Genomic DNA, 14,808 nt, shown 5'->3' on the forward strand with positions numbered 1-14,808 from the left:
TGCTAACCTCAGTCCGTCAAGAAAGTTAATTAAATTTCGTCTATCTTACGATCGAGATCGTCGAACGATCGGTATAAATACTCATAACGTAATAAAAAGTTGCGATCGCTCGCGATCGATTTCCCTCAGCAGAACAGTTCGACTCACCTCATTTAGAGATCGAGCGACCTAAGTTAAGGTACTGTTTCACACGCTCGATTGCTGAAGCACCCGAAATAGTACCTTTATTTGGGTCGCTCGATCGAATTTGGAGCTAACTTAACCGAACCCGAGTTGTATGTGACCAGAAAGACCGCATTTGGCGGTTGACGGTGGAACTTGTCACTACCTCCAATCTTTGACTTGGGGAATAGATGTCAATATTAAAAATAGCATATAGGATGGAACTAACACTTAAAATCGCCTGTCTGTAACATGTAGTGAAAAACCATCGATATTGAGCCGCTAAATGTTACTTTCGATCGTTAATATCCTCGTTTAAACCAGGTTGTAAATTTATGAACAGATTAAAATTAAATGCCAGATTCATAGGGTTGACTGTTACTTTGGGAAGCATGTTGCTGCCTACTTTTTTACACCCAGTACCAATTCATGCTTTGCCCAAAACCACATTTGCTTGTATTAAAAAAGGAAACGATCCCGTAACTGTGGCACGCAGAGGCGATCGCGTCACTTCACCGATGATTACGTGGCGGGATAAATCCTGGGGTTCGTATACGCCCGAAAAACGCTGCCAAATCGTCAGTCAACGCCTTACCAAAGCAGTAGCTAGTAGTGGCAAACTCAGCAGCCTAGATATGACCCATGGGGTCGTAAATTCGATTCCAGTAGTTTGTTATATCACTCAAAAAGGTGAAAAATGTAACTCAGAAAATATCTTATTTAGCTTAAAAGCATCCGAGCGCGGGCAAGAACAAAAGACGATCGATGAGTTATTAAATTTTAGCAAATTGGGTTCTGGTTCTGGGTCGGTTCGCGGTGGTGGTACGGGACCGAGTACGACGCCACTAACATATGGAGATGCGATCGAGAATGCCTTCAATCGTGCAGCTCCCGATGACATTGATGATATTAAGTAAGATCGAACTTATCTGAGGAGTTAGGATCTAAAAAGCCTAGCTTCTCAACATTTTTTATGTATTTATATAAGTTAATGTTAGATAAAAATCAGTTAATTGTCCCGAGCGCGATTGCGGCCATGGCGATAGCTGGAATTGTCGGGTGGGAGATTAAGAAGCGCACTTCCGTAAATATGGCTATTACCAGCCAGCAAAGTCCGGCGGTTACTAAACAGTCACACTCAACTAGCGAGATCGCGGCAACGACAAACTCAACCATCGTAGAAAAGATGGCTAGAGAAGTCACAGTCAGAGTTTTAACTGAATCTGTACCTGGCTCTGGCGTAATAATTCTCCAGCAAAGCAGTTCTACCGACGGTCGTCAAGGCAAAACTTATAGCGTACTTACCTGTCAACATGTAATTTCAGAAAGTAAAAAAGGCGGATATCGAGTGTTATCACCCGACGGTAAAGTTTATCCAGCGCGAGTCAAATCCACGCCCAAGCTAAAAGGTTTGGACTTAGCTGTAGTTGAATTTGATAGTAATACTATTTATCGAGTAGCCGAACTCGGTAAATCTGAGGATTTGGGCAGCGATATCTCAGTTTATGCGGCGGGATTTCCCAATCATCATGTTGTTAATGCCGATCGAATCGAAGATACTATCGATTGGGGTCTGCGCGCATTTCGGTTCACAGTAGGCAAAGTCGGCTCGATTTCGCCCCAGCAGCTACCGGATGGCTATAGTTTGGGTTATACAAATGAAGTCGCATCGGGAATGAGTGGCGGCCCAGTATTTAATAACCAAGGAGAACTTATCGGCATAAATGGTAGATTAAAGTATCCCGTTGCAGGGATTGATGCATTTATATATGCTGATGGTACCAAGCCTTCGATCGAGATTTTTGAGCAAATGGAAGCATTGAGTTGGGCAATTCCGATCGTCACTTATCAACAAGTTGTTAAGAAATAACAATGGATAGTAGTGCGATCGATGTAGAGAATTTAATAGGCATTTAGTCTAATCAGATCGACCTACTTCAAGCTTATCTAGATCGAGATTGCGAACTGCTCGATCTAAAGTTAATCACAACTTTAAAGTATTTCGATATTCTCACGAAGTAAGATATCTACAAATCGATGGTAATACTTTTGATTCTGTCGCGATCGCTGGCAATGAATTTGTGGTAATTTACGATCTCGATATTGGCATGTCTTTAGATGAATATGTGGATATAATGGCAGTAGGCAACATTTGTTTGGATTCTGCTCATTTTGGCAATTTTAATGTCACGATCTATAGCCTATTTCTCAAAAAAATAACTGTTATTTTTGAAGTTCAACGTTGGTATAGTCATGCGGGAGCAAAGTTAAGGCAACAGATGGGATTGGGAGAACTCGTAGTGACAACCCAACTGGCATACACACAAATAGCTACTAAGTTAGTCAATGATGATGAATTTGAGATGGAGATCCCATCCCGGATCGATCGGATCGATTTAGAGCAACTTATTTTCAATTCAGATTGTGACACATGTTTTCAATAAACGATCTCGATCGTTTAAAAAATAAAAATTCTAGTCATCCCATTCAGATTCCGACTTCTTAATAATTATATTAAATATCTAAAGCTTACTAATGAATTCTCGTCAACTAGTTTTATTTGCGCTCAAAGATCTGGAGACAGGTAGTTATACAGATATAGTTGTCGATCGCTTATTGACTAAATTTGAATTATCAGCAGTCGATCGCAATTTATTTACCGAATTAGTCAATGGCATCATTCGGCGCAAGCGCACTTTAGATGCCATTATCGATCGTTTAGCCAAACAACCCGCGCACCGTCAACCCCCAGACTTGCGGCAACTATTACGGCTGGGTTTATATCAGTTACGTTATCTCGATCGAATTCCCGCTTCGGCTGCTGTCAATACTACCGTGGACTTAGCTAAAGCTAATGGTTTAACTGGTTTAGCTGGTGTCGTAAATGGCATTTTACGCCAGTATATTCGCCTGCAAACCGAGCGATCGGAAGTGCTAGACTTATCAACAGACCCGATCGAGAGATTAGGAACTTTGCACAGCTTTCCCGATTGGCTAGTAGCCCAATGGTTTGCCGAATTAGGCGAACTGGAAACCGATCGATTGTGCCAAGCTTTCAATCGACCCCCAAGTATCGATCTGCGAATTAATAGCCTCACTATCGATCCTAACTTATTAGCTAGTGCTTCTAAATTCGATCGCATTCAAGCCCAACGTACTAAATTAATCGAGCTATTTCAAGCTGCCGACATTAAAGCAGTACCGATTCCCCATGTTCCCCAAGGGTTGAGATTTGTCGGTAATGTCGGCGCGATCGATCGATTACCAGGCTATCGCGAGGGCTGGTGGACGATTCAAGATAGTAGCGCGCAGCTCGTCACGCATTTACTGGCTCCACAGCCTAATGAAATTGTCATCGATGCTTGTGCGGCACCAGGCGGTAAAACCACACATATTGCCGAATTGATGGGCAATACCGGACAAGTTTTGGCACTAGATAAAACCGCTTCTCGGCTCAAGAAATTACAGCAAAATTTAGATAGGTTGCAATTGAGTAATATTAAAGTTATTACTGGCGACAGTTGTGGATTTAGCGAACTCACCAATACTGCCGATCGCGTATTATTAGATGCACCATGTTCGGGATTGGGGACTCTCCACCGTCGCGCGGATGCCAGATGGCAAAAAACACCTGCCCAAATCCATGAATTAGCTCAGTTGCAGGCGCAGTTACTCGCCAATACCGCGACGTGGGTAAAACCGGGTGGAGTGCTAGTCTATGCTACCTGTACGGTATGTCCGATCGAAAATGAGGATGTAATTTTACCGTTTTTAAAAACTCATCCCGATTGGCAGATCGAGCTACCCCCAAGCGATTCGCCCCTGTCTGGTTTAGTCAGCGAGCCGGGTTGGATTAAAGTCTGGCTGCACCGCCAACAGATGGATGGCTTTTTCATGGTCAAACTTCGTCGTCATCTTTCATCTAATAGTAATAATTCCTAATAAATTGGAGCGTTGGCAAATTGTCAAAAAAAATCGGAAGATGAAACTAGTCCATCGCTCCGATCCACCGATCCTTAATTTTAGAGAGGAGAACACCAAATTAATGACTAGAAGCTGCAAAGAATTCCAAATGCGATCGATCGTTGACAATCGCCTGCGATCGCTAAGATGTAACTGGCTGCCTGTTAGCGGTTAACTTAGGTGATGTAATCCACTATATAGATATTGAGAATAGATGTCAATATTTATTGAAAGATTTTATCAACAACTTTAGAGATAGGACAGCGGGTATCTCTCCACCACGATCGGCGAATTTCTAAACGCGATCGCCCAGATCGCTCCTTTACTACTAGCCGAACTCACCAAAAAATAGATTTACAATTAGATCTGGCGATCTAACAATTGAAACATATATGCTCCGCCATCTTGGCCTATAAATAGCTGGTCGATCGGTAAGATTTATAAATAATTAACTTCTAAATAAACGGCTGTAGAGGGTTTCGTGCTGCATACTAGCTAATGAAAGTCCCCAACTACAAGCATAAAGATCGCGATCGGCTAAAGTCGGAATTGTTCGCGCTAACGCATCGATATTGGGCTGTAACTGCCACAAGATCTGTTGTCCGGCTGTTTGCCCTAACGGAATCAATTTAATGCCTACACTGAGCTGATTTGCCACCCAGGTATGCACGTATGCCAGAATTGCCGCCTCCCTCTCGATTTGCCAAGCTTGAGCGACATGTCCAAACGCGATCGCATAATTACAAGGATTACCAATAGCCGAGATCGAATCGGCGATCTCTGGTGTTAGTTCGAGTGCCAGTTTTACTAACGAACCACCCATTTGCCAACTTTGGAGGCGCAACTCTTCAGTTTCGCGAGCGGCACAGAGCCATTGGTTCCAGTATCGCAGGCGAGCGATCTCGCCAGTCATTCCCGCCAGATAAGCCCGATCTACCATCGCCGTCTCGATCCGAATGGCTCCAGTCTGTAATTCGCACTCGATCCAAGCTTGCAGCGTCCCGCGATCGGAAATGATGCCGCGATCGATTGTCTGCTCCAATCCTTCCGAATAACTATATCCCCCTACAGGTAATAGCGGACTCGATAACTGAAGCAGTCTCAATAGCTGTTGGCGATCTGGGGTAGCGTTCTCGCGATCCATTAATCTAAGTTACTAACATATTAAATAGAAAACTAGCGATTTTCTTTCAGAAACACTTCGTGAACGCCATCTCAACAACTGCTTCGATCGAATATTCAATTTTAGCAGCCCGATCGATTAAAGCAATACGAGTCCTTTCGGGTAATCGCAATAGAATGACTTCAGCATCGGAGAGCGATAGTTGCTCGTGAAGTTAAGTTTGCATGGCTTTACATCTCTGCTGGAATTTGAACGTTGTATGGCGGCTCGGTCGATCGAAGGATGATGGCTGCTAGTTCTAATAGTAGCGTGGGATTTCCCCAGTGGGCAATGAGTGCTACTGCCATCCGCACGTCTCGATCGTTATATTTAAGGATTGAGTTTGCGGGTAAAAGATATCAATTTTGGGCACAAACAGATCGTAGTCAGAGCCGCAAATCAGACAAGCTCAAGCACGAGTAGCACGAGAACGAGATCGATCGAATCGATTGACTGCTAAATTACGCGCTTTGGGTATCGCTCCAGATGCAGGTTAGAACAGTCGATCCGATCGCTCCTCACATCGGTAACTAATGTGAATATGTACCAAGCCGAACAAAACTGAAAGCGAGTTTCGGTTTTGTTTGACGCTTTAATTCAAAAATGCAGTATGGTCGAGTAAGGAAGCTTTTAAACATCGGTTGCATCACTCAGCTATGGTTAACTCAACGCAGCAAGTACATTCCCAGTTCGACACCAATCTAGATATCGCTAAGTACGAATCGAAGACTCAGGAAATTGCCCGCCAGCTTTTAGGTGAAACTACCAAAAGCTCGATTTGGTCGAAGTTATCCCAAATTAAAGATGAGTTGCGCTTTGATGACAAGCTGATGGCTTGGACGATGGAAAATGAAGGTTTGCGGGTGCAATTATTTCGACTGATCGATTGTTTGCCAGCATTGCAGAGCAAAGCCGAAATTGCCCGCCACATGCAGGAATATCTAGCTAATGATGCGGTTGAAGTGCCTGCGATGCGATCGCTATTGAACTTTAGTACCGACAATCCCAATTCGTTAACGGCAACCGCCGCCGCGACAACGCTGTCAACAGCGATCGCGACTCTGGCGAAGCGGTATATCTGTGGCGAAAATTTGCCAGCAGCTACCAAAACGATCGAGCGATTGCGGCGCGAGCGATTGGCATTTACGATGGATCTATTAGGTGAAGCGGTAATTAGCGAAGTCGAAGCCGAGGGTTATCTCGATCGCTATCTTACCATGATGGAAAATTTAGCCGCTCGCGCACGCAATTGGCCGACCATCGCAGAAATCGATCGTTCGGAGCTAGGTAGTCTCGATCGCGTGCAAGTGTCGGTGAAACTTAGTGCCTTTTACTCTCAATTCGATCCGCTCGATCCGGTAATGACAACGGAAAAAGTCAGCGAACCAGTCCGCAGATTGCTCCGCAAAGCTCAGGCTATCGGCTGTGGGATTCACTTTGATATGGAGCAGTACGAGTTTAAATCGCTGACATTGCAGATTCTCAAACAGGTATTGATGGAGCCAGAATTTGTCGATCGCACCAATGTCGGATTGACGATTCAAGGTTATTTGCGCGATAGCGAAGCAGATTTATATGACTTAATTGCTTGGGCAAAAGAACGCGCTCATCCGGTGACGGTGCGGCTAGTTAAAGGTGCCTATTGGGATCGGGAAACGATCCGCGCTTATCAACAAGGTTGGGCAATTCCAGTATTTTCAGACAAGGTATCGACCGATGCTAATTACGAACGCCTGACCCAAATTTTACTCGAAAACCATCAATATCTCCATGCCGCGATCGGCTCGCACAATGCCCGCTCCCTAGCCAAAGCGATCGCGATCGTCCAGACGCTAAACATCCCCAGCAGCTCGTTTGAAGTGCAATGTTTGTATGGGATGGGCGATGAATTTGCCAAGAAGATCGTCGATCTGGGTTATCGCGTGCGGATCTATTGTCCGTTTGGCGAATTAATTCCAGGGATGTCGTATTTGATCCGCCGTCTGTTAGAAAATACCGCCAATAGTTCGTTCTTGCGGATGAGTAGTAGTGAATCGAGAGCGATCTCCGAACTAGTCGCCGCGCCAGTAATGACGGATCGCGACAGGCTGGATAAGGGTACGCTTGCTACTACCAGTTTTGAGGGATTTACCAATGCTAGCGATCGCGACTATGCGATCGAGCGTCAGCGCACAGCCGCTCAAACCGCGCTCCAAACCGTCCGAGATCGACTGGGTAAAACCTATCTTCCCATCATCGACGATCGACCCGTTCAAACCGAAGAATATATCGAATCAGTCAACCCCGCCAACTCAGCTCAAGTCGTCGGTAAAATCGGTCTAGCCAGCATCGAGCAAGCCGACGCAGCCGTCAAATCTGCCAAAAATGCCTGGACTACCTGGAAGCAACTCAGCGCGCGTCACAGAGGCGATATCCTCCGCAAAGCCGCCGACTTGATGGAAGCCCAACGGGACGAATTAACTGCCTGGATAACCTGGGAAGTGGCCAAACCCATCCGCGAAGGCGACGCCGAAGTCTCCGAAGCGATCGATTTTTGTCGCTACTACGCACGGGAAATGGAACGCCTCGAAAGTGGTGTCCAGCGCAATCTCCCTGGGGAAGATAACACCTATATCTATCAACCGCGCGGCGTCGTTGTCGTCATCTCGCCGTGGAATTTCCCCCTCGCAATCGCCCTGGGAATGAGCGTCGCCGCGATCGCCGCAGGCAATACTGTTATCCTCAAACCCGCCGAACAATCCTCCGTTATCGGTGCCAAAATCGCCGAAATTCTCCACGCCGCTGGACTCCCCCCAGGCGTCTTCACTTACCTCCCCGCCAAGGGTTCGACCGTTGGCGCGCACCTAGTCAAACATCCCGACGTTCACCTGATTGCCTTCACCGGATCGCAGCAAGTCGGCTGTCAAATCGTCGCTGAAGCCGCAATCCTCCGCCCCAAACAGAAACACATGAAGCGAGTCATCGCCGAAATGGGCGGCAAAAATGGCATCATCATCGATGAGAGTGCCGATCTCGACCAAGCCGTCGTCGGCGTGATGAATTCTACGTTTGGCTTTGCAGGTCAAAAATGCTCCGCCTGCTCTCGCGCCATCGTCCTCGCACCCGTCTACGACAACTTCCTCGATCGGTTAGTCGCCGCCACGCGCTCCCTCAAAGTCGGCGCAGCACACCACGCCGACACCAAACTTAGCGCAGTCATCGATGCCGCCGCCCAAGCCAATATCCAACGGTACATCGAGATCGGCAAAGAAAGTGCCAAACTCGCGTTATCGATGCCCGTCCCCGAAGGGGGCTATTACGTCAGTCCCACCATTTTTAGCGAAGTCGATCCCGACAGTACGATCGCCCAAGAAGAAATCTTTGGCCCCGTTCTAGCCGTAATTAAAGCCGAAAACTTCGACGAAGCCCTGGAGATCGCCAACGGCACCAACTTTGCTCTGACTGGTGGTTTATACTCGCGCACGCCCTCTCATATCGATCGCGCCTACCGCGAATTTGAAGTCGGCAACCTCTACATCAATCGCGGCATTACGGGCGCATTAGTCGATCGACATCCCTTCGGTGGGTTCAAACTCAGCGGCGTCGGTTCTAAAGCTGGCGGACGCGATTATTTATTACAATTCCTCGAACCGCGATCGATTACCGAAAACACCCAACGCCAAGGATTTGCACCAGGAGATATTTCAATGAATTGAATCAATTGTTTGTGGTAAGGTAAACTCAGAATTTGGGTATACCTTACCCGATCGAATAAATAGCTCGGTACAAATATTTATTAGCTAGAAATCGCCTGGAACTTATGTAGTGGATAGTGCCCACCCTACTCAACTGCATCAAGACAAGATAGCCTCCCCAGCTCCGGGTTCTACTAGCCCCAATAACTCCAGAACCGCAATCATCCCCAATCAGAATTGACCTAATTGCATGTCTGAAAATAATGAATTACCAATCGATCTAGAACAGATCGATCGAGACTTACGCGGTCGCGCGATCGACAAACAAAAATCAGCACTAGACAGACTAGCAAAAGTCTCTGCCGATATTGCCGTACCGATCCTCGCCGATATATTAACATCCAGTGACTTCATGCAAAGGCGGATCGCGGTCATGGGCTTAGGCAACCATCGAGTAGAAGCATCATTTCAACTCCTAGCTAACGTTATTACCAACGATCGCGATCCCAACGTCATGGGCGAAGCCGCCAACGCGATCGCCGATTTTGGCGATCGGGCAATTCCATTACTCGTAACTTTATTTCAGAACACCGATAGTTGGTTAGTCCGCCAAAGCATCATCCCCCTCCTCATGGACAGCAATAGTCATGCCGAACTCTTAACTATATCCGAAATCGCGATCGCCGATGAGACACAATCAGTTAAAGAAGTCGGCATATTAGCACTAGGACATCTCTTAACTTCGCCAGTAAGCGATCGAGCATTATCGTTACTTTTAGAACTATGTAAAGATCCCACTTGGCGCAATCGCTGGCGAGCGACGATCGCCCTCCAAAGCCTTCAAAATCCCGCTACAAAAGCCGCGATCGCCCAACTCCAACAGGATGAGAATTTTCGGGTAGTAGCAGCAGCTCTAGAGATTGCCAATCACTGGGCAAGTCAGTAAGTAATTTTTTCAGACTTGGTAAATATGCGAAAATACCAGGACTGAAAGAACTCTTTAATCGGAAATAACAGATAAGTAAGTGGATTAATCGTAACGATAATATTCCGAAAATCTCGTTGTGCCAAGAAAATAATCGCCTCTGCCACCCAACTTGCAGACATCACCCCATAAGGGTTGAGCTGACTCTTGAAGGGGCCTAAAATTAATTTACGAATGATACAGGGTGCATCCAATCGCCGCAGTGTTATCAAGTCACCTAGCGTGCGTTTGGACAATTCATATAATGGACTCAAAGCCGGGTTTATTTCGGCTTCAGAAGTATTAATCCATAGTTCCTTGTGCGTGCGATCGGACGCATCTGTCACCATTCCGAGAAATAATTCGGCCATTCGGAGTGTCGAAAAAGTATTAACTTCATAGGACTCGAATACCTTGGCAGGAGATCGATCGCCGTAGACATTAATGCCATGATTGAGGATGAGAACATCTACTGCTTGCAGCTCGGATAATAATTCAGATTCAGATCCTAATTGCCAAGCTAAGACCTTTACACCTTCAGGAAAAATGGCGGCTGGATTTGTGGTAATTGCTACGACTTTGGCACCTTGAATAGACAATTGTGCCACCAGTTCTCGTCCTAAAGCACCGGAAGCACCAGTTACTGCAACTACTTTTCCATTTAGAGATAAACTGGTACCGATAATCCGATCGATCCAGAGAATGGCGACTAGTCCGATGATAAATTGCATGGTTAATGAATTAAGTAGCCGTTATCGTTGCTGGCCACGATCGATCTAAATTCATTATAGGAGAGTTCAAATGCTAAAAATCCGAATCGGTGCGTTATCGCTGTTAATTTGCTCGACGGCAATGATATCATGGGTGGCCAACGCCAGGATCGAATCTACCCAGGTAGTGGCACCAAAAAAAGTTGCGCTCGACAATAGCTCCAAGCGCGCGTTGGTAAAAGAATTGATGACAAAAATCGGTATCGATCGTAAATACGATCTCTATGTTGGTGGTAATGCCGATTTGTCTTTACCAGTTGGAGCCAAACCCAAATTTAGACAATGGATGCAAAAATTAATTGCTAGTGAAGCTGGCTGGAAAAAAATCGAAGATCGATATCTTGCCAGATTTGAGGCTAACTTCTCGGAAAATGAGTTGCGAGAGTTATTACAACTAGCTAAACAACCTGCCATGCAAAAGCTAGTACGGACAGAAATTCAAGCTTATATCGATACTGCCGAAACCAGACAGAAATTCTTATCGCAGTTATGGGATGAATATAATTCCGGCAAGTTTACTCCCCCCGCAGAGATTACTCGCTAATCGACTAATTTCTAAAAAATGAGCCGATTAATGCAAAAAAGAACGGAATGATAATCAGTCCTAATAAAAATGACCATCCCCACCGCCGGATAAAAGGGATCGGGTGTTTGGGTAATGTTTTTTCGACATCTTCGGCGTTGAGCTTCCAGCCGCGACTACAGACATCGCACAGTAGGGAATACTGTTTTTCGGTAATCCATGAAAAAATCCAATATAGGTGAGCGTAGCGATACTGTAAGATAACTCGAAACGGACGCTCCCGCTCGCAAGTTTCGCAATGTCGGTGCTCGACAGCACCTAAGTCTACTCATTCGTGACAAGTTAAGAAAATCAGAGATTTGTCAAAAGGGTAATAAAAAGATGCCAAACTGTTTCTAGTCAAGAGTTTGAGGGAATAGAGGCCTGATGACCAGCCGCCGAAGAAGTAACCGCGACCACGCCAAAAAGAACCACCAACCAGGTGTGGAAGATGAGATCATCGCCGCTCAAGTAGAGGCTTTATTGACACCAGCAATTTTCAATCAAAGTCATTACTACCGACAATTAGGGCTGAGAAATCGGCTGTTAAATTTACCCTTGATGATGGCAGCAGTGCTGACGCTACTGTGGCGGAATGTGCCAGGAGTCAGAGAACTAAGCCGAATGTTAGGGCGAGAAGGATTTTTGTGGTGTGAGCCAACACAAGTAAGTCAACAGGCGATTGCACAAAGATTTCTGACCTTTCCATCTGAGTTATTTGAGAGAGTGTTTAAGGAATTACTGCCAGAATTTAGAGTGAAGTGGCACCAGAGAAAACAGCGATTGTTGCCACAAAGCATTGAATTTGCTCAAGCAAAATTTGAGCGGATTTGGGCATGTGATGGCTCCACATTGGAAGCGATATTCAAGAAATTAGATAGCTTATCTGATGTGCCAATCGGACAACTAGCGGGAAAAATGGGAGTAGTCATAGATTTGGTGACGAGATTGCCGATTGAAATCTGGTTTAGAGAAAATCCCAAAGCTTCAGATGTTAATTTTGAGAAAGATATCCTGAATTTAGTAACATCGGGCACTTTATTGCTCTTGGATCGAGGCTTCTATCATTTCCAATTTTGGCAAGAATTAATTAACAGAGATATTCATTTTATTACTCGATTAAAAAAAGGTGCATCGCTACAGATAGAGCGAGTATTTAGCAATAGTTATAGTATCCGTGACCGAATAGTGCGGATGGGGTCTGGCACCAAAAAGACTCCATATATAACTGTAAGATTAGTCGAAATTAAAGTGGGTAAAGTCTGGTATTCTTATCTAACTAGTGTACTCGACCCATTGAATCTTCCTCCCTATGTAGTCGCCGATTTGTACGGAAGACGGTGGCGAATTGAAGAGGCTTTTAATACTGTTAAACGATTGCTCGGGTTGAGTTATTTATGGACTGGTTCAGTTAATGGAATTAAATTACAGATGTGGGGGACTTGGCTGTTTTATGCAGTTCTAGTCGATTTAGGTGATGCTGTAGCTGATGAATTATCTCTCCCATTCGACCGCATTTCTTTAGAGATGATTTATCGAGGTCTTTATCACTTTCATGTAGCTCATCATAAAGGTTTAGCTGCCAATCCAGTCACCTATTTTGCTGCCCCAGAGAATCAAGATTTAGGTATTGTTAAAACTGTTCGTAAACCTAATGTTAAGTTAATTATTGCACCTTTTCCTGATTCTATGAGTCGAACAGACAATTTTTTCTTCGACTCATCGCCTCAAGCCCGCTTGACAAGTGCGATCGCTTCTTAACTTGTCACTAATGAAGTCTACTGAGTTACCACCAGAACCCCAAATAATCCAGCCAATCATTGGTTTTCAGCTCCCAACTAAATTTACCTACCATAACTACAAGAGTTACTATTTCAATTCCGTTAGACTCGCCAAAATATTTATGTAGCACGATCTTTCTAAAGAAAGGGGTATATTAGATGTAACGTCTATGAGGATCGAATATGTTTAAACGAATTGCATCAGAAGCTCTTGGTATCAGCGATATCGGCATTATTGTCTCGCCAGCCGACTATGATAAGGTAGCTGCGGATGATTATGTATTTCATGAAGATGGAGAGAAGATATTTTTCTTAATTAAATCTAAGAAAGATGAATACTGCTTCACAAATTTAGCCCTAATTCATGTCGATGGCGATTCGGCAATCTCTAGCAAAAGAGCTGTCAAACGTTATGACTATTCTAGCCACAAAGTATCGCAAGTCTCGATCGAGACTGCTGGCACGATCGATTTAGATGTCGAACTCAAGTTTGTCTTAGAAGGCGTAATGCCGTTTAGTATCGATCTCGAAAAAAAATGTATTGAAGCACTCAAAGATATTTATAAAGCACTGATTAGTATTAGCAAGATTCAAAGCAAAGAAGAGATCGCTCGCGACAATGCGGTATTGTGCTTGCAAGCTGTATCTTCGATGTATAAGCTCAACAATGTTGAGAGTGAAGACACGATCGTCAAGCATTATAATTCAATGCTGACAAATCTGAATGCAACAATGCTAGAGCGTTATACCAAGCGAGACTTTAGTAATATTTTCGAGAAGTACATTAAGAACTAAGAGCTAAAGATTAAAAATTGTGGAACCACTAGCCAGGGCAGAATTAGCATTAGCGGGTTTGTCGATCGGCGATGCTTTCGGACAAATGTTTTTTGGGAATACCGAAACAATGTCCATGGCGATCGATCTGCGAGCATTACCCGCCCCGCCTTGGTATCTAACTGATGATTCGATTATGGCAATTGGCATTGTCGAAACATTACGAGCTTGCGGTGAAATCGATCGCGATTATTTAGCCAGTAGATTTGCGGCTAACTATAGTAGAAATCGCCGTCGCGGCTATGGCGGGATGGCGCATCACATCCTCCAAAAATTGTGCAAGGGTGAAGACTGGCGAAAAGTTGCACCAGCGGTTTTCGATGGGATGGGTTCTTATGGCAATGGTGCGGCGATGCGGGTAGCTCCGCTGGGTGCTTTCTACGCTGACGATTTGGAACGCTTGCAAATCCAAGCGATCGCGTCAGCGGAAGTCACCCACAGTCATCTCGAAGGTAAAGTCGGTGCCTTAGCGATCTCCCTGGCGGCAGCGTGGGCATGGCACCATCGGGAGGATAATAAGTATCATCCTCCCGATTTATTTTCTTTTATTCTCGATCGATTGCCAGAGAGCGACACCAAAAACGGCATCTACAGAGCCAGTGAATTACCACTCGAATACAGCATTGCTACCGCAGTATCGGCACTCGGCAATGGAACGATGGTATCGGCTCAAGATACGGTGCCGTTTACCCTCTGGTGCGCCGCCAGACATCTGGATGATTTTGAAGCAGCAATGTGGGCGACAGTTAGCGGATTAGGAGATCGAGATACTACTTGTGCGCTCGTTGGTGGGATCGTGGCTTTATATGTAGGCGAGGCGGGAATTCCTAAAGATTGGCAAGCGGCGCGAGAATCTCTAACTGACTGGGAATCCGCCGAAGTGGATTGGGAATAAATCGATGGCGACATGCTTGAGATTTAATTAAGAATTACAGC

General features: G+C 45.2%; 12 protein-coding genes and 1 pseudogene. 10 read left to right on the plus strand and 3 right to left on the minus strand.

Annotated elements, in window-relative coordinates:
* Positions 1–497 precede the first annotated feature (497 nt).
* The 4 genes from CHA6605_RS32035 (at position 498) to CHA6605_RS24560 (ending at position 4,104) form a co-directional block, all read left to right on the plus strand.
* Entirely contained in the window at positions 498–1,079 is a 582-nt protein-coding gene (locus tag CHA6605_RS32035; RefSeq protein WP_015162078.1) for a COP23 domain-containing protein, read from the plus strand.
* A gap of 56 nt (positions 1,080–1,135) precedes the next feature.
* Entirely contained in the window at positions 1,136–2,032 is an 897-nt protein-coding gene (locus CHA6605_RS24550; protein WP_015162079.1) for a S1 family peptidase, read from the plus strand.
* An 88-nt stretch (positions 2,033–2,120) separates the two neighbouring features.
* Positions 2,121–2,606, plus strand: coding sequence for a hypothetical protein (locus tag CHA6605_RS24555; protein ID WP_015162080.1), 486 nt, complete (start codon positions 2,121–2,123; stop codon positions 2,604–2,606).
* A gap of 91 nt (positions 2,607–2,697) precedes the next feature.
* On the plus strand, positions 2,698–4,104 hold the full coding sequence (locus CHA6605_RS24560) for a 16S rRNA (cytosine(967)-C(5))-methyltransferase (RefSeq protein WP_015162081.1): 1,407 nt from the start codon (positions 2,698–2,700) through the stop codon (positions 4,102–4,104).
* Positions 4,105–4,573: 469 nt separating this feature from the next.
* Here CHA6605_RS24560 and CHA6605_RS24565 read toward each other — a convergent pair whose 3' ends face one another.
* Both CHA6605_RS24565 and CHA6605_RS37375 read right to left on the minus strand, forming a co-directional pair.
* Positions 4,574–5,269, minus strand: coding sequence for an urease accessory protein UreF (locus CHA6605_RS24565; protein ID WP_015162082.1), 696 nt, complete (start codon positions 5,267–5,269; stop codon positions 4,574–4,576).
* Between the two features lie 209 nt (positions 5,270–5,478).
* Positions 5,479–5,619: pseudogene (locus CHA6605_RS37375) on the minus strand (GIY-YIG nuclease family protein); the annotation flags it as partial.
* 324 nt (positions 5,620–5,943) lie between these two features.
* Between CHA6605_RS37375 and pruA the strand changes: the two are divergent.
* Both pruA and CHA6605_RS24580 read left to right on the plus strand, forming a co-directional pair.
* Positions 5,944–8,982, plus strand: coding sequence for an L-glutamate gamma-semialdehyde dehydrogenase (gene pruA, locus CHA6605_RS24575; protein WP_015162084.1), 3,039 nt, complete (start codon positions 5,944–5,946; stop codon positions 8,980–8,982).
* Positions 8,983–9,211: 229 nt separating this feature from the next.
* A complete protein-coding gene (locus CHA6605_RS24580) occupies positions 9,212–9,907 on the plus strand; it encodes a HEAT repeat domain-containing protein (protein WP_015162085.1) in 696 nt (231 codons plus the stop codon).
* On the opposite strand, the gene CHA6605_RS24585 is transcribed toward CHA6605_RS24580, so the two are convergent.
* On the minus strand, positions 9,901–10,656 hold the full coding sequence (locus tag CHA6605_RS24585; protein WP_015162086.1) for a bifunctional sterol desaturase/short chain dehydrogenase: 756 nt from the start codon (positions 10,654–10,656) through the stop codon (positions 9,901–9,903). The genes CHA6605_RS24580 and CHA6605_RS24585 overlap by 7 nt on opposite strands.
* Positions 10,657–10,726: 70 nt before the next feature.
* Here CHA6605_RS24585 and CHA6605_RS24590 point away from each other — a divergent pair, with 70 nt between their 5' ends.
* The 4 genes from CHA6605_RS24590 (at position 10,727) to CHA6605_RS24605 (ending at position 14,767) form a co-directional block, all read left to right on the plus strand.
* On the plus strand, positions 10,727–11,239 hold the full coding sequence (locus CHA6605_RS24590) for a DUF2059 domain-containing protein (protein WP_015162087.1): 513 nt from the start codon (positions 10,727–10,729) through the stop codon (positions 11,237–11,239).
* A gap of 405 nt (positions 11,240–11,644) precedes the next feature.
* Positions 11,645–13,018: an IS4 family transposase gene (locus CHA6605_RS24595; protein ID WP_015158054.1), complete on the plus strand. Its 1,374-nt coding sequence runs from the start codon at positions 11,645–11,647 to the stop codon at positions 13,016–13,018.
* Between the two features lie 203 nt (positions 13,019–13,221).
* Positions 13,222–13,833, plus strand: a complete 612-nt coding sequence (locus tag CHA6605_RS24600; protein ID WP_015162088.1) for a PH domain-containing protein — start codon at positions 13,222–13,224, stop codon at positions 13,831–13,833.
* A 19-nt stretch (positions 13,834–13,852) separates the two neighbouring features.
* Positions 13,853–14,767, plus strand: a complete 915-nt coding sequence (locus CHA6605_RS24605) for an ADP-ribosylglycohydrolase family protein (protein ID WP_015162089.1) — start codon at positions 13,853–13,855, stop codon at positions 14,765–14,767.
* Positions 14,768–14,808 lie beyond the last annotated feature (41 nt).

It is taken from the genome of Chamaesiphon minutus PCC 6605 (assembly GCF_000317145.1).
Classification (GTDB): domain Bacteria; phylum Cyanobacteriota; class Cyanobacteriia; order Cyanobacteriales; family Chamaesiphonaceae; genus Chamaesiphon; species Chamaesiphon minutus.